This window comes from Shewanella salipaludis, assembly GCF_012911865.1.
GTDB lineage: Bacteria > Pseudomonadota > Gammaproteobacteria > Enterobacterales > Shewanellaceae > Shewanella > Shewanella salipaludis.
Genome location: NZ_JAAXYH010000004.1, coordinates 1 through 24,491 on the forward strand (window position 1 = coordinate 1; position 24,491 = coordinate 24,491).

The window sequence follows — 24,491 nt, forward strand, 5'->3', positions numbered from 1 at the left end:
ATATATCGTTGGATATTACAGCCAGGTCAGGCCGCATCAATATAATGGCGGTCTGACACCAAGTGAGTCAGAGAGAAGGTTCTGGCTTGCGTATAAAACCGTGGCCAAAAAAGGTTGACCACTACAGATCGATCCACAGGCGACGCCGTTTTATCACGTGATAAATCGTTGTGTACGCAGGGCTTTCTTGTGTGGCGAGGATCAACTTACCGGTAAGAGCTATGAGCACAGACGCGGCTGGATTGTCGATAAAATCAAGGTCTTGTCGGCCATTTTCTGTATCGACATCTGCGCCTATGCTGAGGTCAGCTTGTCGCTGACGTGGCTTGGGCGGTGAAATTTATAGCTGAAACCTGTAAACGAAGTCCCCAGGTAAAATCAAGGAAAGACAATAGTTTAGATGGAATTAGGCGGCACTTGAATGCTTAAGGCCCAGTGTATGAGGATTCCTGTGTATGTTTTTGAGGCGCAAGGTTGTAAGCCGTGAAGAGTAATTATCCTAAATTAAAAGTTTTTTTATGGTTTTCACTGTGTCCATTTTTTGCTGGGATTATTTTTATTTCCGTGGCTGAATTGTGGGCGTTTTTTAAATATGGTGATCCTGCAGTATTCCATAAACCTGGGTGGGAGGGTGGTTTGTGGCGGTATGTAGTATTTGGGATTTTTGGATTTATTTTTTATAGTATACCTTCAACCATTCTTGCTGTATTGTATGTTTATTTTCGCTTATATACGTCTATAAAAAATTACATATTAGTTTTTATATTAGGGGGGGGAGTGGCGCACTTTTGGACCTGCATGTTTGTCATGCTGATGTACCCTAAACGTTCTTCTATTTTTTTCCCCAACTCATCCAGCTTGTTAGACCCACATTATTTCCAGTTTTTTTTGCTTGGTGCTGTTTCTTCCTTGCTGATTTCTTTTTTTACTCTTCCGGAAAAAGAGAAAAAAGAGAAAAAAGAGAAAAAAGAGAAAAAACAGCCAAAAAATAGAGAAATAAGCTGAATACCGGCATGGCAATGACGGTGGGATTGCCAATTACCAGTGTCGCTTCCCTGTATGCTTTGGGGGGAGAGGAACTTTCATTTCGTTGACCACAGCAGGTGGTTTTGATGTCGCGGGCCAAACCATCCAAGGCGGCGATTATCGCCCGGACCAGACGGTGAATGCGATGGCGACAGCCCTGACCTTTGGGCCGCTGGCCAGCAACTCATGGAAAGCTAATGCGCTGCTCGGTGCAGTGGGAGCGGGCAGCAATACGGCGACAAATAATTATTTTTACGACGAGAATAAATCTGTGAGGACAAGTGTTGTATTTGGTGGTTTATTTTATGGCTTAGGATCGGGGATGAGTAGTCGTGTGACTCAGCAGCCGTTGCCGGCTCAACTCAGTATCCCTTATTTTCAGACCAATGCAACGATAGGTGTAACCTTGCCATCGTCGCAACAGCTTAGTTCTGGCATAGAGACATTGATGCAAAATATCCCGGCGTTTATAGCCTTACCTGAATCCACTACTCAGCCGGAACATGGAGGAGACTAATGAGTAAAATTAAATATACATGGCGTGCCTATGGGTGGAGGACCATCAAAAATATTTTCACCTTCGGAGGTGGGGTCATAGTTATTTGGCATTTGGATACTTTGCTGAGTATCGTTTTTGATTACTTTCAGTGGGAGTTAGGATGTGAGTGATATGACAAAACCTAGATTAGGTGCGTTAATTCTCTTTGGGATGCTTTTGTATCTTTTGTTTGTTGATACTCTTTGTACTTGGTATTACACCAAACACCCCGAGGAGATCCCCAAGAACGATGCAAATGGGAAGGAAAGTAACGAGCATTCCTGATCCTGGCAAAGAGAAATAACAGCCAAAACATGTTGATAAATGGTCTGATTGATTACTCTCAAAATCAGACTATTTATATTGGGTTTGTGTTTCTTTTATTGCCGAACTTCGTTTGGAGAAAGTCGTGGGTTTTTAATCCACACCCGGCCAAGAGGGGGCTCAGCAGCAAGTCCCCTCTTACTTTTTTGAAAACCTGGCCAGTGCTGCCCGATGGAATCGTACTCCTTGTGCTTATTAGAAAATAACTAACGCTTCCGATGGGGCATCCATGCCCAGCGAAAGCTAAGCTGACATCCTGTCAGCCCCACGCTATTTTCTTCAACGCCCAGCGGCAACTTCGAAGGGGAATTGGGTGCACTCTTTCGGCTGTGTGTTCACAAGAGAGTTGTGACTGTTCCAACTATTTTAAATGCTTAAGGTCCAGTGTATGAGGATGTCCTGTCCATCTGTTCATCTGTTCATCTGTTCATCTGTTCATTTAATAACTCAGTTGCTGATACTTAAACCTTATTTATACCCAATAAGTTTCCTAATAAAAGGGAATATAACGTAAATTATTATTTTCCATGCAATCCAAATAACACCTAAGAATAGGCCTGCATAGATTGTGTAATAAGCCCAGTTTGGACCATGAGCAAAAGCAGGGAAAATTATTGAATTTAGGATGAAAAAATGGTTAGATTTGACCTTCCCTGTTTCATTGATACTCAATTCCTATTTAAGTTATAACGAATGCATAAACAGGAGCAAAGTCAAACAGTTCTGAGTCATTGTTTAATGCCTTGCTAGTCATTTATTTCTGCCCAGTTGGGGATCTTATTCTTTTTCTTCACCTGCAAAATATTAAATGAAACTGCAAGTCCAAATAGAACAGATACTAAAACATTTTCTAAATACAATGTCGCTACTTGTGACCCTGTTGGTAGGTTTAAACCAATATCATTGGCGAAAAGTGAAACAAAAAATAAAACAACAGCAAAAATACTGAAGAAAAAAGTTGCCTGCACCATTAAATTAACTTTGAATTCAGATGCATGAGGTGGCTTTATTTTAACACCGCATTTCCATAACCATCTGTATAACGGTGGAGCATAGGTATTTTTTGAAAAACCTTTGTCACTCATCAAACTACGATAAATTTCTACTTTGTTTTGAAATGACATATAACCCCGATTGATGGCTAACGCCTCATTAAGAGGCAAAAAAGTTGGTTAAAATAAGCGGCGAAGGAGCAAAAATCAACTGTTTTTGTCCTGCTTTATTGCCTTGTTGGTTGGTTGCTACACCATAATCTGATTATTGATTACCTGCCATCTGAAACAGAAATAGAACAAAGCCACCAAAAACTATAAGCCCAACTACGACCATGATTGTTAACGTTTTTGATTTTTGCATTGAATCGGCTAAATCTTTTGCTGGCAATAACCCTAATGCTATTAGAATATTTAGAATAAAGTCCATTTAATACTCTCTGTGTATCTTAACCTGCTTTTGCTTGTTAGCTGCATTTAGTGCACTGACTGTTTTATCAGCCAGCTCAATATATTTTTCTGCATCAATGAAATCAAAGTCAGCATCCATTCCGTGGGTAACTCGGTTTCTTAACTTACGAAGGTCCATTACGCGATTAATCATTTCTTTATCGAAATCTGGAATTTGGTATAAAAATTCTTCTAGAGCCCTTGGGCTAAACCTTGGCATTGTAGCTCCAGCCACCATTCCAAGTTCAATACAAGCAACCTCTATTGCTGTCCAAGCTTCAATTATTGCAGCTCTTGGATTTAACTTTGCAATCTGCAGCATTTCAGAAAGCCATTTACTGCTCTCGCCAGATTTTTCTATTGTGGAATCAGGTAGTTTTTGTTCAATTTCTTCCAGCTCTTCGTTAAACATCATTTTTGCAGCCGAGGTTTCAACTTTGACGAGCCTCCTTAGTACACTGCCCAGATCTTTTTTGAATTGAAACATGGCTACTAATACCACCAATGGCCAAGCTAATATTTCTAGTATTTTTACAAAGTGCTCCATACTTTCCTCTGTGAGCAGCTAACATTTTAATAGCGCGCATACGCACATGCGCATATGTACATTAGTCTAATACAAGCCACGTTATCACAAGTTACTGTTGTGTAAAGCATTAAGTTCGATTTTAGTCCAATGCCTTCCGGCTAAACGCGCAAGAAAGGTGGGACAGGCACCACTCTCCTTACTACTCTCCTCACGACTTAACCCCAATATTGCCGCAGACGCCAATGCCCTTGGGTTACTTCGAAGGTGAGCTGATGTTCTCTGTGATCTTCCCCTGAGATTTATCACCTGGTTATTGGGTCGTGTTATTAAAACTGACACTGAAGCCAGGGTGGAAAACCTGTATAGGCACTGCTGCGCCAATGACAGTCGAAAGCAGGGATGCGTTCGTCGAGCGGCCAGGGATGGCTTCACAGCGAGTCATTGGGGTAGCAGTGTGACAGCGCGTCGCCGGCGATGTATCACAGCCAAAAAAAAAGCTGCCTGGTTTCCCCGGCAGCTTTTCATTTATCAGACAAGGGCTCAGTGTCGGCCCTTGGCGCATGCTCTGTTCTTAGTGCATGCTCTGCTCTTAGCGCATGCTCTTATCTCATGGTAACGAACTCTTCGGCACCTGTCGGGTGGATGGCGACCACGGCGTCGAAGTCGGCCTTGGTGGCGCCCATCTTCAGTGCCACGCCGAATCCCTGGAGTATCTCGTCCATGCCGAAGCCTATGCCGTGGATGCCGACGACCCTCTCGTTGCCGCCGACACACACCAGTTTCATCTGACAGGCCTGACGGTGGGCGGTAACGGCCGTGTACATGGAGGTGAAGGTCGAAGTGTAGACCTTCACCTGGTCGCCATACTGCTCGCGCGCCTGCGGCTCTGTCAGCCCCATGGTGCCGATCGGCGGGTGGCTGAAGACCACTGTGGGGATGGCGCTGTAGTCCATCCTGGCCTCTGTCATGCCGTTGAACAGCCGCTCGGACAGCAGGCGTCCGGCCTTGACGGCCACAGGCGTGAGTTCGACGCCGCCGGCCATGATGTCGCCGACGCAGTAGATGCCGGGATCGTTGGTATTCTGCTGCTCGTCTGTGATTATGTAGCCCTTGGCGTCGCGGGTCACTTCGGTGTTTTCCAGGCCTATGTTGTCGGTTGCCGGTGCGCGGCCTATGGCCCAGATCAGGCAGTCGACCGTCAGGCTCTCACCGTTTTCGAGGAACAGTGTCAGGCTGCCATCGGCATGCTTTTCCACCGATTTGGGCACGCTGTAGGTGTGCAGCGTCGGGCCTTCTTCGGCCATGGCATCCACCAGTGCCTGATTGAGCATGGGATCGAAGTCGCGCAGCGGTGAGTGTTTGCGCACCAACAGATGGGTGTCGCTGCCCAGCGCATGCAGCACGCCCGCCAGTTCGACTGCTATGTAGCCGGCGCCCACCACTGCGACGCGCTTGGGCTGTTCGCGCAGGGCGAAGAAGCCATCCGAGTCTATGCCGTGCTCCGAGCCGGGAATATTGGGGATGGTCGGTGCGCCGCCGGTGGCGATGAGGATATGGTTGGCGCTGTAGCGCTCGCCGTTGACTTCCAGGGTGCGGTTGTCGACGAAGCGACCGAAGCCGTTGATCAGGGTCACGCCGTTGCCGGCCAGGCCGCGATCATAGCCGGCGTGGATGCGTTTGATATAGGCCTCGCGGCTGGCGACCAAGGTGTTCCAGTCGAAGTTATTGACCGTGACGTCGAAGCCATAGTCTTTGGCATAGAGCTGCATGGCTTCGGCGACATGGGCGCCATACCACATGACTTTCTTGGGAACACAGCCCACATTTACACAGGTGCCACCGACCTGCTTGGCCTCTATGAGCAGCACCTTGGCGCCGCGCATGGCGGCACGGTTTGCCGAGGCGATACCGCCGCTGCCTGCGCCCAGGCAGATATAGTCAAAATGTTGGGCCATCATGGTCTCCGTTTTAAATTCAAATCAGTGGGTAAGGCTTGGGGCCATTGTAGGGGGGATTAAAGTGTCAGACCAGCTTTGCTTTAGTCGCGGCTTTGGCCTCCAAGCAAAGTGGTGTCCGATAAGACCCTGGATGCCGGCGGAATATTTCCCGCCGTCCTTAGCGTCTGTGCTGGCAGTGGTTGTGATCGGCCTGACTCGGGCCTTCGGCCCCACACTTCAGGCATTGCCACTCGCGGCTGCGAGTGGCGAGTTCGCTGCGGTAGCCCTGAACGAAGCTGTTGTTTTTGACCCTGAGCTGGGCTTCGAGCTGATCCATGCGATTATCCAGCCAGCGGCAGCCGGGATCGTTGGCGACATGGGCGCGACTGGCGAGTGTTTGCTTGCGGCTCTGCGGGCGTTTCTGGGCTGTGCCGGCTATCCCGGATGGCACCGGCACATGCGTCGTCAGTCGGCGTGCCGTCACCGCATGGGGGGATGAGTCCTGGCCCAGGCACTGGCAGCTGGCGCAGCTCAGGCAGGCGGCTATGATGAGATGACCGAGTCCGGTTGACATTCCTTGTCTCCTTAATCTTCAAACCTTAATTCTCAAGCCTCAAGCCTTAATCCCTGGCCAGAGTATCGTGGCCAGAGGTTAAGCTTAGTCGCCCGGCGGGCGAGTGCCAGCGGCAGCGACTTTCGCGCGCCGGCCTTGATTAATGCCACCGGCGCCCCTATCTATAGGAGATTACCTATCAGAGTGCTAAGGACAAATCATGAGCAACCCTTTGCTGGTTCCCGCGGAGCTGCCGCCTTTTTCACAGATCAAGCCCGAGCATATCCAGCCGGCCGTCGAACAGGCTCTGGCCAAGTGCCGCGCCAAGATAGAAGAAGTGCTGACCGCCGAGGTACCCAGCTGGGATAATCTGGTGGCGCCGCTGGAGCAGGTCGACGATGAGCTGAGCCAGATCTGGTCGCCCGTGTCCCATATGAACTCTGTGCTCAGCACAGATGCCTGGCGCGCCGCTCACGATGCCTGTCTGCCGCTGTTGTCCGAATATGGCACCTATGTCGGCCAGCACCAGGGCCTGTATCAGGCCTACAAGGCTTTGAGGGCCGCGGATGAATTTGCCGGCCTGAGTCAGGCGCAGAAGACAGTGATAGAACATGCGCTGCGTGACTTCGAGCTGTCCGGCATAGGCCTGGACGATGAGCAGAAGCTGCGCTACGGCGAGATAGTCAAACGTCTGTCCGAGCTTACCAGCCGTTTCTCGAATCAGTTGCTCGATGCCACCCAGGCCTGGAGCAAGCTGGTCACCAATGAAGCCGAGCTTGCGGGTTTGCCCGAATCCGCACTGGCGGCGGCCAAGGCCATGGCCGAAGCCAAGGAACAGCCAGGTTGGTTGTTCACCCTGGATTTCCCCTCATACCTGCCTGTGATGACCTATTGTGAGAATCGCGCGCTGCGGGAGGAGTGTTATCGCGCCTTCGTGACCCGGGCCTCGGATCAGGGTCCCAATGCCGGCGAGTTCGACAACGGCCCGCTGATGGATGAAATACTGGCGCTGCGTCATGAGGTCGCCAATCTGCTGGGGTTCGACAGTTACGCCCACGAATCCCTGGCGACCAAGATGGCCGAGACGCCCGAGCAAGTGCTCAACTTCCTCAACGAACTGGCCAAGCGCACCCAGGCCCAGGCCAAGACAGAGCTCGCCGAACTCAAGGCCTTCGCCGCCAAGGAACATGGGGCCGAGGAGCTGCAGGCCTGGGATCTGAGTTTCTATGCCGAGAAACTCCAGCATCACAGATATCAAGTGTCCCAGGAGATGCTGCGGCCCTACTTCCCCGAGAACAAGGTGCTGTCCGGCCTCTTCTATACCGTCTCGCGCCTGTTCGGCCTGACGATAGCCGAACGCCAGGGTGTGGATGTCTGGCATAAAGACGTGCGTTTCTTCGACATTCTGGATGAAGACAAGGTCCACAGGGGCAGCTTCTATCTGGACCTCTATGCCCGCAGCGGCAAACGCGGCGGCGCCTGGATGGACGATTGCCGGGTGCGGCGGATGACGGCCGCCGGGCTGCAGAAGCCTGTGGCCTACCTGACCTGTAACTTCAACGGCCCGGTCAACGGCAAACCTGCGCTGTTTACCCATGATGAAGTGATCACCCTGTTCCATGAGTTCGGTCATGGCATCCACCATATGCTGACCAAGATAGAGGTCGGCGGGGTCTCGGGCATCAATGGTGTTGCCTGGGATGCGGTGGAGTTGCCGAGCCAGTTCATGGAGAACTGGTGCTGGCAGGAAGAGGCATTGGCGGAAATATCCGGTCACTATGAGACCGGCGAGCCCCTGCCCAAGTCCCTGCTGGACAAGGTGCTGGCGGCGAAAAACTTCCAGTCAGGCATACTCATGCTGAGGCAGTTGGAGCTGTCGCTGTTCGATTTCAGGCTGCACTATGAATATGATCCCAAGCTGGGAGCCAGGGTGCAGCAGACCCTGGATCGCGTGCGCAGCGAGGTGGCCGTGATAGTGCCGCCGGCCTTCAATCGTTTTCAACATGGTTTCGCCCATATCTTCGCCGGCGGTTATGCGGCGGGTTATTACAGCTACAAGTGGGCCGAGGTCCTGTCTGCCGATGCCTTCTCCCGCTTCGAGGCCGAAGGCATATTCAATGCCGACACAGGGCGCAGCTTCCTGCATAACATACTGGAGATGGGCGGATCCGAGGAACCCATGGTGTTGTTCAAGCGCTTCATGGGGCGTGAACCCAACATAGATGCCCTGCTGAGGCATTCGGGCATACAGGCCTGATCCCGGCCCGTCGGCCGTGCTATGGCTGTGGCAAATAAGGCGTCTCCGGACGCCTTATTTTTTGTCTGCTTGAGCCCGGGCGGCTCCCTTGCCCTCTGGTACGACCTCTGTTAGCCTGTGTGGCTTATTCAAGGGGAAAACGAGTTATGAATCTGTATTTTAGGTTGTTCTGGTTATTCATCTGGCGCACCCGCCACTGCAAGTCGATAGGCTTCCTGGGCACCAGTCACATCAGGTACCGCGCCCTGCCGAGCGACTGCGATGTCAATTTTCACCTCACCAACTCGCGTTATCCGGCCTTCATGGATCTGGCCAGGACCTATATGCTGGCCGAGATGGGACTGCTGAAGCGTTTTCTCAAGCTCAAGTGGATGCCGATAGTCAACGCCGCCGAGTTTACCTATATCCGCGATATCAAGCCGTTGCAGATATTCGACATAGAAACCAAGCTGGTGGGCTGGGACGAGAAATACTTTTATATAGAACAGAGGTTCGTCAGCAAGCGTGGCCTGCACTGTATCGCCTATGTGCGCGGCGTGTTCGTCTGCAAGGGCAAACAAGTGCCGATACCGCAGCTGCTGGACGCGGCGGATTTCGACGCAGCGCCCCCTGAGTTGCCGGCGGATGTGCTGCATTGGAAAGAGTTTTTGCAGCTGAAGAAGCAGCGCAACACTTAACCTTGGCTAGATCTGTGTCTGCAGCCCGTTGAGTTCATTCATATGCGCCAGATCGACTTCTTCCTGCACCAACACCCAGGCACCGCGCAGCTGTGCCTGTTGCCAGTATCTGGCCAGATGCTCCAGCTCCAACAGCGACAGCAGGTCCTGGCAACGGGACAGGCAGGGAATGAAGGCGCAGTCGGCCAGGGTCAAGCTGTCGCCACAGAGCCAGTGTTGCCCGGCCAAGCGCAGATCCAAGGCCTCCAGCGCTAACTTGAGTGATTTTTCCAGGGATTTGATTTGCAGGCTGTCTTGTTTGTCTGCCTGGGGTTGTCTGAGTTTATCCAGTTGAAATAGCGGGGCATTGAGATCTTGATCTATCAGCCTGTCATAGAGGCGCACCTCCAGGTTGCGGTCGGGATCTTCGGGCAGCAGCCGGGTGCCGGAATCGAACCTGTGGTCCAAATATTCGGCTATGATGCTGGCGTCCGGCAACAGCCTGCCATCCAGGCATTTGAGCATGGGCAGTCTGGCGAGGGGAAATAAGGCCCGGAAATGGCCCCTGGTCACAGGATCCCGCAGATCTGTCACCCTGGGATAGAAATTGACTTGCTTTTCATACAGGGAAAGCAAGACCTTCTGTGAGTAGCGGGATAAGGGGTGGTAAAACAGCTCCATAGAGCGAGCTCCATTCGTGTGCCTAAATTAACTTTAGACCTTGGTAGCCGAATAGGAAAAGGGCCTGCAAAAAATCGCCAACCCCCGTGGTGGCTGGTATTCAGGGGAGATCTCGCCCCTGGGGCCGCGGCTCAAATTGACATCCGGGCGACAGGCCATTGTTTCGCAGACAAGTATCTGACTTATAATGAGTCGCGTTTTCTTTCGCCTCGGCATAGTTGCCATAGCGCCATGACCCATGAGGAAATCAATATGCATTCAGCAGAAGCTTTTGCCGCCATTTACCGGCGTGCCTGTGACCGCAAGGGCGGCGAGGCCGGCCTGCAGGCGCTCTTGCCCCAGGTGTTGAGCGCCGAGGAGCTAGCGCAATATGCGGATGCCGAGCTGCTTTCTGCCATGAGCCGACAGGTATTTCAGAGTGGCTTCGTCTGGCGGGTGGTGGATAACAAGTGGCCCGAATATGAGACCGCCTTCTTCGGCTTCGAGCCTCACAAGGTGCTGATGTTGTCGCCGGAGCAGTTGGCGGCCAGGGCGAGCGATCCCAAACTCATTCGCCATGCCAGTAAGACCCAGGCCATCTATGACAATGCCGCCATGGTGCTGGATATCGCCAGGGAACATGGCAGCTTCGCCCACTATCTCGCCGCATGGCCAACGGCGGACATTACCGGCCTGTGGCAGGCGTTGAAGAAGCGCGGCGCCCGTTTGGGTGGCAATACCGGGCCCTATTTCCTGCGCGGCATAGGCAAAGACACCTTCCTGTTGACCGATGATGTCCAGGGCTATTTCAAGGCCCACAAGTTGGTGGATGCCGGCTTCGGCTCCCAAACCGGCCTCAGGCAAGTGCAGCAGATCTTCAACGCCTGGCAGCGCGAGTCCGGTCTCAGCCTGGCATGTATCAGCCGTGTCCTGGCCTGCAGCGTCGGCGATAATCGTATCTAAGCCGCTGCTGTGAGCCATGAAGGGCCTGTGGTCCGGCCGCCTCATGGTTCCGTTATCCGGGACCAATGATTCCAAACAATCCCGTTTATCGAGGCAATCCAAGCTGTTATCTTCCTCCTCCCTAACTGCGCCTTGGAGCGTTTTTTGCCTGGCGGCTATGCTGTTTCAAGCCGCATCAATCTCAGACCCAAAGCTCATCCGGGTCGATAGCATAAATTTAACAAACGCTCACCCTCAAGGTTTTCTGTAACATACAGATAATAAGAGTAGCGGGTGAAGGATCAGAATTTTCATTAGTTTACAATTTCAATACCGGCTTTTCTTGTTGATTACCTTAGGGTGTGAGATAAAAGCGGGATATCGAAAATTGATTAAATAGCGTTCTGCACATCCAGGAGCTGAAAAGGTTTTTCGGCTCGGTGCGCGACAGACATAGACAGGAGTTCACATGCGGCATGTATTGAAAGTTGCCTCTATTATAGGTTTGGGCTTATGGGTCGGCGGCTGCAAACCCAGCGCGGATCAAGCCTCGGCCCCGGGTCCCGCCCCCATGGAAGTGGGTACCATGAATGTCGTCGCTCAGCCCCAGGCACTCCAGGTGGAGTTGCCGGGCCGCAGTCACGCCTTTCTCGAGGCCGAAGTCCGGCCCCAGGTCAGCGGTATCATCACCAAGCGCAGTTTCACCGAGGGGGGCCTGGTCGCACAGGGCGAGTCCCTGTATCAGATAGATCCCGCGACCTACCAGGCGGCGCTGGTGAGTGCCGAGGCGCAGAAGGCCAGGGCGGTGGCGGCGTTGGCATCGGCCAAGGCCAGGGCGAAGCGTTATGCCGAGCTGGTGAAGACCAAGGCCATCAGCCAGCAGGATTTCGACGAGGCCCAGGCCGCCTACCAGGAGAGTCTGGCCAGTGTGACTGTTGCCGACGCGGCGATCAACACGGCCAAGATCAACCTGCAATACACCCAAGTGTTGGCGCCCATTTCCGGGCGTATCGGCAAGTCCAGCGTCACCGCAGGTGCCCTGGTGACTGCGAATCAGGGCCAGGCTTTGGCGACCATCCAGCAGCTGGATCCCATCAATGTCGATATAGTGCAATCCAGTGCTCAGCTCCTGAGTTTGAAAGCCAGGCTGAGGCAAGGCAAGTTACAGGCGGATGATAATGCCAGCGTCGAGCTGATACTCGAAGATGGCAGCCATTACGGGCACCCGGGCAAGTTGCGTTTCTCCGAGGTGAGTGTCGACGAGAGCACGGGCACAGTGATCATCAGGGCCGAGTTCCCCAATCCCGAGGGTATCCTGTTGCCCGGCATGTATGTGCGCGCCCTGGTGAATGTCGGCACAGATCCCGCCGCCATTCTGGTGCCGCAGAAGGCGATCACACGCAATGCCAAGGGACAGGCGGTGGCCATGTTGGTGAATGAACAGGGCCAGGTAGAATCCAGGGTAGTGAAGACGGCCGAGGTGATAGATCATCAGTGGCGAGTCACAGAAGGCATGACAGCGGGTGAGACATTGATCGTCGAGGGGCTGCAAAAGATACGTCCCGGCGCTCAGGTCACGACCAAAACCCTTTCGGCAAACCAAGCAGACTAACGGGGCGGATCTATGGCACGTTTCTTCATCGATCACCCTATCTTCGCTTGGGTCATCGCCATCATAATAATGCTCACGGGTGTCCTGGCCATCAATGGCCTGCCCGTGTCCCAGTATCCCAGCATAGCGCCGCCAACCGTGGTGATCAGCGCCAACTATCCGGGGGCTTCGGCCAAAACGCTCGAGGACTCGGTGACTCAGGTGATAGAGCAGCGCATGACAGGCCTGGATCATCTGCGCTATATCAACTCGACCAGCGACAGCTTCGGTAATGCCCAGATCACTCTGACCTTCAATGCCGAGGCGGATGCCGACATTGCCCAGGTACAAGTGCAGAATAAGCTGCAGCTGGCTATGCCCTTGTTGCCCCAGGAAGTTCAGTCCCAGGGCGTAGGGGTCAGCAAGTCCAGCGCAGGTTTCCTCATGGTGCTGGGATTCGTGTCCAACGATGGTTCCATGGACAGGAACGATATCGCAGATTACGTCGGCTCCAATGTTCAGGATCCCATGAGCCGGGTCCCTGGGGTCGGCGACATTACCCTGTTCGGCGCCAAATACGCCATGCGCATCTGGCTCGAGCCGCTGAAGTTGACCCAATACAATCTGACCAGCCAGGACGTGGTAGCGGCCATTCGCGAGCAGAATGCCCAGGTCTCGGCCGGCCAGTTGGGTGGGGCCCCTGCGGTGCAAGGACAGGAGTTGAATGCGACCGTCTCGGCCCAGAGCCGGCTGCAGACGGCGGATGAATTCAAGCAGATCATCGTCAAGTCCGAGACGTCGGGCGCCAAGGTGTACCTGGGCGATGTGGCGCGGGTCGAGCTGGGGGCGGAAAGTTACTCTGTGGTGTCCTATTACAACGGCAAACCCGCAACCGGCCTGGCGATCCAGCTGGCGACCGGGGCCAATGCGCTGGCGACCGCCGAAGCCATACGCGCCAAGATAGCCGAGATGGAGCCTTTCTTCCCCGCCGGGCTGGACGTAGTCTATCCCTACGACACCACCCCCTTCGTCGAGAAGTCCATCGAAGGCGTGGTACATACCCTGCTCGAAGCCATAGTCCTGGTGTTCGTGATCATGTACCTGTTCCTGCAGAATCTCAGGGCCACTCTGATCCCCACCATAGCCGTGCCCGTGGTGCTGCTCGGCACCTTTGCGATCCTGTCGGTCGCAGGTTACTCCATCAATACCCTGACCATGTTCGCCATGGTGCTGGCCATAGGCTTGCTGGTGGATGATGCCATTGTGGTGGTGGAAAACGTCGAACGTATCATGGCCGAGGAGGGCCTGAGTCCGTTGGAGGCGACCCGCAAGTCCATGGATCAGATCACCGGTGCCCTGGTGGGCATAGGCCTGACCCTGTCGGCGGTATTCGTGCCCATGGCCTTCATGTCTGGCTCGACCGGGGTCATCTATCGTCAATTCTCCATCACCATAGTCTCGGCCATGGGCCTGTCCGTGTTGGTGGCCTTGATCCTGACGCCTGCCCTGTGTGCGACCATGCTCAAGCCCTTGCCCAAGGGACATGCCCAGGCAGACACGGGCTTCTTCGGTTGGTTTAACCGTAACTTCAACAATATGACCTCCCGCTATCAGTCCAGTGTTGCCAAGCTGCTGAAGCGTTCGCTGCGGGTCATGAGCCTGTATCTGGCACTGGTTGTCGCCGTCGCCTGGATCTTCCTGCGCATGCCGACCGCCTTCCTGCCGGACGAAGATCAGGGCATATTGTTCACCCAGACCATATTGCCGACCAACGCCACCCAGGAAAGCACCATGAAAGTGCTGGACAAGGTGTCGGATCATTTCCTCAAGGACGAGAGTGTCAACTCTGTGTTCAGTGTCGCCGGCTTCAGTTTCGCCGGTAATGGCCAGAACATGGGGATCGCCTTCGTCAGCCTCAAGGACTGGTCCGAGCGGCATGCGCCGGGAACGGATGTCCAGTCCATCGCCGGGCGTGCCATGGGGGCCTTCTCCCAACTCAAGGAAGCCTTCGTGTTTGCCTTCGTGCCGCCGTCGGTGATCACCTTGGGCACGGCCAATGGCTTCAATCTCTACCTGCAGGATAAGAATGGCCAGGGTCATGACAAGTTGCTGCAGGCCCGCAATCAGTTGCTCGGCCTGGCGGCACAAAATCCCAACCTGGTCGGGGTGCGTCCCAACGGTCAGGAGGATGCGCCTGCCTACCAGTTGCACATAGATCACGCCAAGGTACGCGCCTTGGGGGTGAACATCTCGGATGTTAACAGCGTCCTGGCCACGGCCTGGGGTGGTTCCTATGTGAATGACTTCATCGACAGAGGCAGGGTGAAGCGGGTGTACGTCCAGGGCGACGCAGAGTTCCGCATGCAACCGGACGATCTGGATGCCTGGTATGTGCGCAACAGCCAGGGTGATATGGTGCCTTTCTCGGCATTCGCCAGCGGTAGCTGGGAGTACGGTTCGCCACGACTGGAGCGCTTCAACGGCCTGTCGGCGATGAACATCCAGGGGTCGACGGCACCCGGGTTCAGCACAGGTGACGCCATGGTACTGATGGAAGACTTGGCCAAGCAGTTGCCATCCGGCTTCGGCATAGAGTGGAGCGGCCTGTCCTACGAGGAAAGACTATCCGGCAATCAGGCCCCCGGCTTGTATGCCTTGTCCGTGTTGGTGGTCTTCCTGGTATTGGCGGCCCTGTATGAGAGCTGGTCCGTGCCCTTGTCTGTGGTTCTGGTGGTGCCCCTGGGGGTTATCGGGGCCTTGCTGGCGATGAATGGCCGTGGCCTGCCGAATGACGTCTTCTTCCAGGTGGGTCTGCTGACCACGGTCGGCTTGGCGACCAAGAATGCCATTCTTATCGTCGAGTTTGCCAAGGGATACTACGACAGAGGCGCAGGTCTGATAGAGGCGACCCTGCATGCGGTACGGGTGCGTTTGCGTCCTATCCTCATGACCTCGCTGGCGTTTGGTCTGGGGGTTCTGCCTTTGGCCATCAGCACGGGTGTCGGCTCGGGTGGTCAGAACGCCATAGGCACAGGGGTATTGGGCGGCATGGTGAGCTCGACCTTCCTGGGGATCTTCTTCATTCCTACCTTCTTCGTGGTCGTCGAACATATGTTCAGCAAGCGGGAGAAGATAGTGAAGGAACAGGACACTGTCATAGTGCCTGATTAAGCGCTTGATTTAGCTCCTGGTTAAGCGCCGGATTGCTCCGGCACTTAACACCAAAAAACCCGGCTGCCTCGCCGGGTTTTTTATTGGCGGCGGCAAGGTTGCCGCCGGCTTGAGGATTTCCCGCATTCACACAATCCGGCTGGATTGTTGTTTATGCCTGATTCCGATAATAATCAGTCTCAGACGGTTATTTCACTAGGCTATCCAAGAGATAACTCGGGTTATTCCTTTATTTTGTTGTTTTATGCTCAAATAATGCCACTGACAAATATCCAGTAATTAAATGAAATAATTGATTATTTATTTTTATATACAAAATATCCGGTCGAAAACCTCGATGAGTTTGCTTCTGACTGAGGTTAACCTGTTCTGGATGGGAAAGTCAGGGTTTTCCGGCATAAGATGCCGAAATAGCGGCGGATAATCCGGCGCAGATGTGATCTGACCAGCATTGGCCTGCGCTCCAGACACTGGACATTTTATCGCCGAAAGGTGAAATTGTTGCCGATTTATGTTTAGCTGTGTCGCTGTTTCACACTAAAAATAACAATAACGAGTGTCACTGAACTAAGGGATTATTGATGGAAGGTCTGTTGTTGGTTTTAGCCCTGGCGCTAATCATTGCCTGCCTCTGGTATGTGAGTCTGATCAAGAAGCGCGACATCGCCAGGGAAGCCCTGTCCGCCATAGATGTCCAGCTTAAGAACCGTGGTGCCCGTTTGCCGGCGATGCTCGAGATAGCCTCAGGCAGCATGCAGGAGGAGCGACTCCTGCTCGAGGATGTTGCAGAGCTGGAGACCCTGTTGTCCAGAGCCTACGATCAGACCCAGACGGAGGAGATCAGCTTGCATCTGGAGCTGGCCCAGCGACTCAATACCAGGTTGGCGCAGCTGCTTGCCGACATGGACAATTACCCGGAACTGCAATCCGACAACCGGATGCTGGAAGCCATCCAGGCCTATCAGGAAGTCGAAGAGCCGCTGGCGGCCGCCCGGCGTTTCTATAACTCGGCGGTATCCGAGTTCAACACTGCGGTCGGCATCTTTCCCGGCTCCATCATAGCCTCGGTGGCCGGGGTCAAGGTATTGCCCTACTATGAAGCCGAAGACGTGCCGAGCACCGCCTTGGATGCGGGCGACTTCATCAATTAGTGAAGGCGTTCGTGCATGAGTTAATTCGTCCATGGGCCTAGAGTGCGGCTCATAGTCCAGAGATCCTTATCCCAGAGATCCGATCCCAGAGGTACGGAGTGACGCTTACCATCTCAGCGACAGGTGATACCCGTTTCAGGTTGCGGCAGGGCAGCGCATTTGCCTGCCTGTGTGCCTGCATCCTCCTGTGCGCCTTAGCGGCCAGCTTGCCCGCCCGGGCGAGTGACTCACCCGTCAAGGCCGACACGTCGGCACGGCATAAGATCAAGGTTTACCAATACCGGCGTGGCGACGGTCCGACGGTCTTCAGCGACACGCCGCCCGGTGACGGTGACTACCGCCTGCTCCTGTATGACTGTTTCGCCTGCAAGCCGGATTCGCGGCTCGACTGGCATAGCATTCGCCTGTTCGGCAACGACTACCGCCAGGCGATAGCGCGTGCTGCCCGCAGCCACAAGCTGGAGGCGGCACTCATACGGGCGGTGATCCATGCCGAGTCGGCATTCGACACCAGGGCCCTCTCACGCACCGGGGCCATGGGGTTGATGCAATTGATGCCGGCGACGGCCGAGGCCATGGGGGTGAAAGACGCCTTCCAGCCGGAGCAGAATATTCAGGGGGGCAGCCGCTATCTGGCTAAGCTGTTGCAGCAGTTCGACGGTGACATAGCACTGGCTTGCGCCGCCTACAACGCAGGTCCAACCGCGGTGCGCCAATATCGGGGCGTGCCGCCATATCCAGAGACCCTGGCCTATGTGGAGCGGGTGCAGATCTTGTTGCAGCGCTACCGCAAGTTAGCGACCTAGGGTCTTGCGGTGCGCAGCGCCAGCCTGACTATTCTCCCACTTCCCATTTTACGCTGACCTTGCCGCCCTGGCGCCCCAGCTTGGTTTGCAGGCAGGTCAGCATTTCGGTGGCTATCTCATCCAGCTGCCATGGCGGGTTTATCACCCACAGACCGGCGGCGGTCATGCCGAACTCGTCACTGTCGGCCTCCAGGGCCTGTTCTATCCTTAGCTGGCGCTTGATGCCGCTCTGGGCCAGCAGTGACAGCATGGATTCCGTCTGGGCGCGGTCGACCACTGGATACCAGAGCATAAACACCCCGGTGGCGAAGCGCTTGTGGGCCTTGATGATGGCCTGGGCCACATCCTGGTAGTCTGTCTTGATCTCATAACTCGGGTCTATCAGCACCAGGCCACGACGCTCCAATGGCGGCACTGCGGCGATCAACCCCTTGAGGCCGTCGCCCTTGATCACCTTGACCTGTTTGTCGCCGCTGAAATATTCGTCCAGCAGCAGATAGTCTGTGCCATGCAGCTCGTGCAGCACCATGCGATCTTTTTCCCTCAGTTCCATGTCCATCAGGGCCGGCGAGCCCGGATACAGGCTCAGCTCCTCTTCGCCGCCGTTGAAGTGTTTCACCGCCGCCAGGTAGTCGTTGAGCGACTCGGGCAAGTCCGGCGCATTCCATAACTTGGCGACGCCTTCGAGGTATTCCCCCGTCTTCTGGGCAAACTCATCCGTCAGCGCATAGCCACCCGCCCCCGCATGGGTATCTATATACACCAGAGGTTTATCTTTTTTATGCAGTAACTTGAGGGTTTGCAGCAAAATGGCGTGTTTGAGCACGTCGGCATAGTTGCCCGCGTGATAACCGTGACGATAACTTAGCATCTGAATGTCCAGGTGGATGGCGGGCATTACCCGCATGAGTGTGGCAATTATAGGGACTATGGGCTGGCGGGTAAATTGCCCTTTCTGTGGCTCAGGCTGGCATGCCGGCTCAAGCCCGGCCAAGCGGCAACCAAATAGCACTCGCGGCGCGGTATTCAGTGTCGCCGGCTTTTGGCATAATGGCCCCAGGCCATTTTTGACAGCAGACACTTAGTGATGTCGATCCACACCCCCATTTTTTTCAATCCCGAGTATCCCACCCTGGCCGACATCTGTCGGCGCTGGCAGTTAAGCCTGGATGCCGACGCCGCTTTCGAACTGAGGTTCGAGCAGGATGTTCTTAGCCTGCATAAGCGCGATGAGCCCAAGCTGGACGGCATAGTGGTGGATTTCGTCTCCGGCGCCGTCGCCCATAGGCGCAAGTTCGGCGGCGGCCGCGGCCAGTCCATCGCCAAGGCGGTGGGCCTCAAGCAGGGCGTCAACCCCAGCGTGGTCGATGGCACCGCCGGCCTCGGCCGTGACGCCTTCGTGCTCGCCAGCCTGGGCTGTACTGTGACTATGGTAGAGCGCCACCCTGTGGTGGCGGCCTTGCTGGAAGACGGCCTGCGCCGCGCCTACCAAGACGCAGAGATAGGTGCCTGGATGCGGGAGCGCATGCGCCTGTTTCATGGCTCCAGCCTGGAGGCGTTGGCACAGATGGGCGAAGCCGTTGACGTGGTCTATCTGGATCCCATGTATCCCCACAGGGACAAGTCGGCGCTGGTGAAGAAGGAGATGCGGCTGTTTCAGTCGCTGGTGGGCGCGGATCTGGATGCCGACGGCCTGCTGGCACCGGCATTGGCGCTGGCCGGCAAGAGGGTGGTGGTCAAACGCCCCGACTATGCCGAAGATCTCGACGGCGTTAAACCCAGTACTGTGATAGCAACCAAGAAGAACCGCTTCGATGTGTACGTCAAGGCAGCCATGAGCCGATCATGAGCTAATAGTGACAGCCATGAGCCGAGGGCCGGAGCCGCTATCAGGCGCCGATGCGCACAGGAATGCGCCGCCGGCCGAAGTGCCCGGGTGGACCCTCGAACACCCCGGCAACGGCATGGCGGCAATAGTCACAATGGCCATTGTCATCCAGATGATATTCACCCAGCTGATACCAGTTTCTCTCTATCACCATGGCCTTGCAGTTGGGGCAGTAGGTGCTGTCCGAGCGAACATCGAATACGTTGCCGCAATAGACATAGTGCAGACCATGACTCAGGGCTATCTTGCGCGCCCGCAACAGGGTGTTGAGCGGCGTCGGTGCCTTGTCCAGCATCTTGAAATCTGGATGGAAGGCCGAAAAATGCAGCGGCACGTCCGGGCCTATGTTCTCCGCCAGCCACTGGCACATATTATTGAGTTCTGCCTCGCTGTCATTCTCTCCCGGGATCAGCAGGGTGGTGATCTCGAACCACACCCGGGTCTCATGCTTCAGGTATTTGAGGGTGTCGAGCACCGGCTGCAGATGGCCGTGACAATTCTTGTGGTAGAACTCCTGGGTGAAACCCTTGAGATCCACGTTGGCGGCATCCATGTGGCGAAAGAAGTCGATGCGTGGCTCATCACATATGTAACCTGCGGTCACAGCCACCGCCTTGATGCCTTGCTCGTGGGCGGCCTGGGCGACATCGACGGCATATTCGAGGAAGATTACGGGATCGTTATAGGTGAAGGCTATGCTGTCGCAGCCACTCTGCCTGGCCATCTTCACCAGATCCTGCGGCATGGCGGTATCACACAGGGTGTCGATTTGTCGTGACTTGCTGATATCCCAGTTCTGGCAAAAACCGCAGCTCAGGTTGCAACCCGCGGTGCCGAAGGACAGCACGCTGGAACCCGGATGGAAATGGTTCAGCGGTTTCTTCTCTATGGGGTCGATACAGAATCCAGACGAACGGCCATAGGTGGTCAAGACTATCTCGCCCTGATGGTGCATGCGCACGAAGCAGCTGCCGCGCTTGCCTTCCCTGAGGGTGCAGTGATGGGGGCAGAGATCACAGGTGACCCGGCCATCTTCATGTTTATGCCAGTAACGTGTCGGGAAATACTCGGGTGGTACGGTTTTCATGACAATTCTTTCGATCAACATCTAGGCTTTAAGTATAGTAATTCACAGGCCGAGGTGAGCATGAAATACCGACTCCCCGTGGTCTCGGGCAGTTTTTACCCTGAGGAGGCCACGGAACTCAAAGAGACGCTGGCGAGCCTATTCGCGGGCACCAAGGCAGAGACAGCTGCCGAAACACCCAAGGCGCTGATCGTTCCCCATGCAGGTTATCGTTACTCAGGCGAGATTGCCGCCGCCGGCTACGCCAGTCTGCGCGGCCCTGAGATGGGGGGCATAGAACGGGTCCTGCTGCTCGGCCCCAGTCACAGGGTAGGGTTCGAGGGCTGCGCCATCCCCAGTCACCAGTTTTTTTCCACGCCACTGGGCGATATTGGCGTCGATCGCCAGGCTTGCGCTCAGCTGCTGGAAGCCGGGCTGGTTGGTGTGCTGGACCAGGCCCATCAGTGGGAACACTCACTGGAGGTGCAACTGCCATTTCTGCAATACCTCTTGGCGGACTTCCAGATAGTTCCCCTGGTCGCTGGGCATTGCCGGCCGGAGATCATCGCCGGGATATTGGATCTCTTCGCTGCCGATGCCGGGACGCGCTTCATCATCAGCAGCGATCTCAGTCACTACCATAGCGACGCCGAGGCGCGGCGGCGCGATGGCGAGACTATCGCAAAAATACTGGCACTCAAACCCAGCCTGCAACCCCAGGATGCCTGCGGCTGTTACGGCATCAATGGCTTGCTGAGTTTTTGCCGCAGGCACCATAACAAGATGACCCTGATTAAAAGCGGCAATTCGGGCGATGTCAGCCGGGACAAAACCAGGGTGGTAGGCTATGCCAGCTTCGCCATGGTTTGAACTCGGGCCAGAGGCGCGTGAGGAATTGAAATCCCTGGTGTGGCAGGTGCTGCACGGCGCGCTGGCGCAAGACGGGGACAAGGGCTTAGTGCTGCCGCCGGCGCCAGAGTCGCCGGCCCTGTTGCAGCCGGCGGCGACCTTCGTGACCCTGCACCACAAGGGCGAGCTCAGGGGCTGCATCGGCAGTACTGAGGCCGACACCCCACTCTGGCAGGACGCCTGCGAACATGCCTATGGCAGCGCCTTCGAGGATCGCCGCTTCCCGCCGCTCAGAAAACACGAGCTCAAACACCTGAGCGTTGAAATCTCCATCTTGTCGGCGCTGCAACCGCTTGAGAACCAGGGGGAACAGGCACTGCTCGCCACCCTCAGGCCCGGAATCGACGGCCTGTTGCTGCACCAATACGGCCGCAGGGCGCTGTTCCTGCCCTCGGTCTGGGACGCCTTACCCGAGCCAGAGACTTTCCTGCAGGCACTGAAATACAAGGGCGGCTGGCCGCTGGATTATTGGGATCACACAATCGAAATCACCCTGTTCCAGACCCAGGTGGTGCGCTGAATACATACTGCTTTGGATCAAGGGTTAGCATCAGGAAAGTGGTGCGTCACTGCCCGGGAAAAACGCCAGAGCAGGGTGTCATATATGCCAAGGATGCCTATGGGCGGCGATTTCCATATCGACACCAGCAAACTCTCCATTGAGCCATTCAACTGACTGGCCCAGTCATATGACAACTACTCATTGCCGCCAGGCTGCCCAAAAGTGGCTGTTATGTATCTTAGTACAGCGCGAATATCACCCTCAGTCAGATTGCTATTCCCACCTTTTGGCGGCATAGGCATCGAACTGCCGGGACTTTGAAAACCTGAGACAACATTATTAAACAGTTCATTTTCACTCTTAGATAAGCGTCCATTTTTGCTGGTGAAATCAGGCACTCCCGGTAATCGACCCTTGCCGTCTGCACCGTGACAGGCAGTGCAATAGCTTTCATAAATATGTTTCCCAGTGCCGGTAGCGGGTAAGGGCGCCGCTAGCGGAACGGCTTTTTGACCGGCATATTCGACCTTGTCATTTGCCCCCTGTAAAAATGCAAGAATGTCACGGGTTTCCTGCCCTGTAAGTCCTGCTCTAATTCGCATATGAAATACACTCGTTACCCATTGATCATCACGAAGATCCGATGGGCTGCGCATATTGTGGCAACGGGCACAGTTTTCTGACCAAGCCTTGCTACCCTTAGCGGCATCACCTGCTGGTGAAGCAGCAAGCGCGAAAGTCCAGGGTGCAACCGCGACCGACAGAAGGGACAAAACCATGGCTTTGCTCAATAAACCAGCAAGGCAATCTCTCATGTTTTTCATGGCTATTTTCCTCGATTAGCAACCCACCAGTTAGAAACCATAAGCCATCTGAACCATGACTCTGTCTTGATCTGCATCACTCTCGAGCAATCCATCATTGAACTCATAGCTAACCTTGCCAATAAAATTGCTGCTAAAAAGGTAATTAACGCCTAAGGCTGACTGTTCTTGATCCTGACTGTCATGCGGAGAATCGAAATCGGTATAACGTGCCACCAACTCCCATTTGGATGCTGAAATACGATAGGCCGCTTGCGTATACCATGTTGTCCAGGTCGCCCCTTCAGATGCGGCAGTACCTTCCCCGGTATCGGCCCCAACTTTAGTCTCAACATATTCGCCACGTAAGTTGAACCCTTGGTATTGCCAGTTGAAGTCGGCGCCAATCACATCATAATCACGCGCCGCTTCACCGCTGAGCAAGCTACTATCCCCCTCATGGATAGAGGTTACCGTGGCTTTACCGCTGGCAGCGGAAATGCCCAGCTCAAAACCGGCGAAGGGAATGAAACCCAATCGACCTCCGATGGTTTTTTCACCGTCACTGTCTGAGCCGAATCCCTCAGCCTCAACGCCATCGAGTGCATATTCTATTTCACCATCCTCTTCTTCCATCTCGGCAACCAATTGCGGACCATTGCTCACATAGAATGCGTAGCTGGTGCGGACACTTCCTAGAGGAAAACCGCCACGCAGTTGCAAGCCCACATCGGATACAGGTGCCGCCCCATCATGACCAAATCCGGGTGGGGCAGAGGGTAATTTATTAATCCAGGACGGGTGGAGATTTTGACGAAACTGCCCAATAGGACTTAAAAACTTTCCTCCCATCAAGGTCATATAGTCGTTTATAAACCAGTCGACAACCAGGTATTCCAGGGCAACCTCAGTCTCTCCATCATCACCTACTTCAATCTCCATCTCCGATTCCAGCATCACCAGATCGCGGTACTGAAAATGAAATATGGGTGAAAAGCTACCGACAGTAAAACTCCCCTCGGTTGCTTCAGTGTTGACATACCCTACGTCAGCATAACCCGTCATATGAAACAGAGAGTCCGATTGCGGCCATTCATTGGCGGTGCCAACCTCTTGTTTTGCGTCCCGGGCCTCCTGTTTCGCTGCAAGACTTTGAATTTGTTTCTGAAGCTTATCCACTTCTGTTTGCATCTTTTTAAGATCCTGAGTTAACTCTTCCAGACTGGGTGAGGCAAACGCAGCATTAGATGCAACAAGCGCCGTTGCCCCGATAGCTAGGGTTCGTATCAAACTTTCACGTTTCATGATCCACCTCTGTTGTTAAAAGATGTTTATTTGCCTGGAGGTCGTTTATGACCAGATCAAGATTCATACTGGGCGTTGGCTTTCACGTTTTGATCTACGAGCCGGTTGTGGCCCGCTTTTAAAGGTGTCCACCACTCATGGCTAACTTTCACACCCTGTTGTTTGAGTGCGTCTTAGCGACCATCCACACAGGGTGGTGATGCGTCATAAGCCAGGTCAGGGCATGGCATTTCTCATTAAATGAAATGTCATCAAGGACAAACAGCCGCTCTTTCTCTGCGAAAGCGGCTTGAATCTTGCCTTGCTCTGTGGAACCGCGTTTAAGGTGGTGCGCAAGCGGGTTGATTGCTGATACGGCCAATAGTGTTGATGGTCATCCCCACGGCAAACCTGGCGGCGAGCTTCCTTGTGTCCAGAATTCATAACATGACGCTT

At 54.5% G+C, this 24,491-nt stretch carries 21 protein-coding genes and 1 pseudogene; 12 read left to right on the top strand and 10 right to left on the bottom strand.

Annotated features, from left to right (window positions below):
- Positions 1–483: 483 nt before the first annotated feature.
- Together HC757_RS07260 and HC757_RS07265 are read left to right on the top strand one after the other, a co-directional pair.
- A complete protein-coding gene (locus tag HC757_RS07260; RefSeq protein WP_169563666.1) occupies positions 484–1,005 on the top strand; it encodes a hypothetical protein in 522 nt (173 codons plus the stop codon).
- Between the two features lie 85 nt (positions 1,006–1,090).
- Complete coding sequence (locus tag HC757_RS07265) at positions 1,091–1,543, top strand: hypothetical protein (RefSeq protein ID WP_169563667.1); 453 nt, start codon at positions 1,091–1,093, stop codon at positions 1,541–1,543.
- A gap of 1,091 nt (positions 1,544–2,634) precedes the next feature.
- Here HC757_RS07265 and HC757_RS07270 read toward each other — a convergent pair.
- The 5 genes and pseudogenes from HC757_RS07270 to HC757_RS19035 form a co-directional block, all read right to left on the bottom strand.
- Positions 2,635–3,012 carry a DUF6404 family protein gene (locus HC757_RS07270; protein ID WP_169563668.1) on the bottom strand — a complete coding sequence of 126 codons (378 nt, stop codon included), beginning with the start codon at positions 3,010–3,012 and terminating at the stop codon, positions 2,635–2,637.
- A gap of 133 nt (positions 3,013–3,145) precedes the next feature.
- The gene (locus HC757_RS07275) at positions 3,146–3,310 is read right to left on the bottom strand and encodes a hypothetical protein (RefSeq protein WP_169563669.1); all 165 of its coding nucleotides are present in this window, start codon (positions 3,308–3,310) and stop codon (positions 3,146–3,148) included.
- Positions 3,311–3,877, bottom strand: coding sequence for a hypothetical protein (locus HC757_RS07280; protein WP_169563670.1), 567 nt, complete (start codon positions 3,875–3,877; stop codon positions 3,311–3,313).
- A gap of 584 nt (positions 3,878–4,461) precedes the next feature.
- Positions 4,462–5,814, bottom strand: a complete 1,353-nt coding sequence (gene gorA, locus HC757_RS07285) for a glutathione-disulfide reductase (protein WP_169563924.1) — start codon at positions 5,812–5,814, stop codon at positions 4,462–4,464.
- 160 nt (positions 5,815–5,974) lie between these two features.
- Positions 5,975–6,223: pseudogene (locus tag HC757_RS19035) on the bottom strand (hypothetical protein); the annotation flags it as partial.
- Between the two features lie 346 nt (positions 6,224–6,569).
- Between HC757_RS19035 and prlC the strand changes: the two are divergent.
- Positions 6,570–8,606 (top strand): oligopeptidase A, encoded by a 2,037-nt coding sequence (gene prlC, locus HC757_RS07295; RefSeq protein WP_169563672.1) that lies wholly within the window; start codon positions 6,570–6,572, stop codon positions 8,604–8,606.
- A 146-nt stretch (positions 8,607–8,752) separates the two neighbouring features.
- Positions 8,753–9,283, top strand: a complete 531-nt coding sequence (locus HC757_RS07300) for a thioesterase family protein (RefSeq protein WP_169563673.1) — start codon at positions 8,753–8,755, stop codon at positions 9,281–9,283.
- Between the two features lie 6 nt (positions 9,284–9,289).
- On the opposite strand, the gene HC757_RS07305 is transcribed toward HC757_RS07300, so the two are convergent.
- A complete protein-coding gene (locus HC757_RS07305; protein WP_169563674.1) occupies positions 9,290–9,943 on the bottom strand; it encodes a glutathione S-transferase family protein in 654 nt (217 codons plus the stop codon).
- 252 nt (positions 9,944–10,195) lie between these two features.
- Here HC757_RS07305 and HC757_RS07310 point away from each other — a divergent pair, with 252 nt between their 5' ends.
- The 5 genes from HC757_RS07310 to HC757_RS07330 all read left to right on the top strand — a co-directional run bounded on the left by HC757_RS07310 (position 10,196) and on the right by HC757_RS07330 (position 17,583).
- Positions 10,196–10,885, top strand: coding sequence for a DNA-3-methyladenine glycosylase I (locus HC757_RS07310; protein ID WP_169563675.1), 690 nt, complete (start codon positions 10,196–10,198; stop codon positions 10,883–10,885).
- A gap of 448 nt (positions 10,886–11,333) precedes the next feature.
- On the top strand, positions 11,334–12,476 hold the full coding sequence (locus tag HC757_RS07315; protein WP_169563676.1) for an efflux RND transporter periplasmic adaptor subunit: 1,143 nt from the start codon (positions 11,334–11,336) through the stop codon (positions 12,474–12,476).
- Between the two features lie 12 nt (positions 12,477–12,488).
- Complete coding sequence (locus HC757_RS07320; protein ID WP_169563677.1) at positions 12,489–15,626, top strand: efflux RND transporter permease subunit; 3,138 nt, start codon at positions 12,489–12,491, stop codon at positions 15,624–15,626.
- A 581-nt stretch (positions 15,627–16,207) separates the two neighbouring features.
- On the top strand, positions 16,208–16,777 hold the full coding sequence (locus HC757_RS07325; protein WP_169563678.1) for a LemA family protein: 570 nt from the start codon (positions 16,208–16,210) through the stop codon (positions 16,775–16,777).
- Positions 16,778–16,944: 167 nt separating this feature from the next.
- Positions 16,945–17,583 (top strand): lytic transglycosylase domain-containing protein, encoded by a 639-nt coding sequence (locus tag HC757_RS07330; RefSeq protein ID WP_244623342.1) that lies wholly within the window; start codon positions 16,945–16,947, stop codon positions 17,581–17,583.
- A gap of 28 nt (positions 17,584–17,611) precedes the next feature.
- Here HC757_RS07330 and HC757_RS07335 read toward each other — a convergent pair whose 3' ends face one another.
- A complete protein-coding gene (locus tag HC757_RS07335) occupies positions 17,612–18,454 on the bottom strand; it encodes a 23S rRNA (adenine(2030)-N(6))-methyltransferase RlmJ (RefSeq protein ID WP_169563680.1) in 843 nt (280 codons plus the stop codon).
- 216 nt (positions 18,455–18,670) lie between these two features.
- Between HC757_RS07335 and HC757_RS07340 the strand changes: the two genes are divergently transcribed.
- Entirely contained in the window at positions 18,671–19,432 is a 762-nt protein-coding gene (locus HC757_RS07340) for a class I SAM-dependent methyltransferase (RefSeq protein WP_169563681.1), read from the top strand.
- Between the two features lie 40 nt (positions 19,433–19,472).
- Here HC757_RS07340 and amrS read toward each other — a convergent pair whose 3' ends face one another.
- Positions 19,473–20,558, bottom strand: coding sequence for an AmmeMemoRadiSam system radical SAM enzyme (gene amrS, locus HC757_RS07345; protein ID WP_169563682.1), 1,086 nt, complete (start codon positions 20,556–20,558; stop codon positions 19,473–19,475).
- Between the two features lie 60 nt (positions 20,559–20,618).
- On the opposite strand from amrS, the gene amrB reads away from it, so the two are divergent.
- Together amrB and amrA are read left to right on the top strand one after the other, a co-directional pair.
- Positions 20,619–21,407 (top strand): AmmeMemoRadiSam system protein B, encoded by a 789-nt coding sequence (amrB, locus tag HC757_RS07350; protein WP_169563683.1) that lies wholly within the window; start codon positions 20,619–20,621, stop codon positions 21,405–21,407.
- The gene (amrA, locus tag HC757_RS07355) at positions 21,385–21,966 is read left to right on the top strand and encodes an AmmeMemoRadiSam system protein A (protein WP_169563684.1); all 582 of its coding nucleotides are present in this window, start codon (positions 21,385–21,387) and stop codon (positions 21,964–21,966) included. The genes amrB and amrA overlap by 23 nt, the downstream gene beginning before the upstream one ends.
- A 176-nt stretch (positions 21,967–22,142) precedes the next feature.
- Here amrA and HC757_RS07360 read toward each other — a convergent pair whose 3' ends face one another.
- On the bottom strand, positions 22,143–22,772 hold the full coding sequence (locus tag HC757_RS07360; RefSeq protein WP_169563685.1) for a c-type cytochrome: 630 nt from the start codon (positions 22,770–22,772) through the stop codon (positions 22,143–22,145).
- A 30-nt stretch (positions 22,773–22,802) separates the two neighbouring features.
- Positions 22,803–24,056, bottom strand: coding sequence for a porin (locus HC757_RS07365; RefSeq protein WP_169563686.1), 1,254 nt, complete (start codon positions 24,054–24,056; stop codon positions 22,803–22,805).
- Positions 24,057–24,491 lie beyond the last annotated feature (435 nt).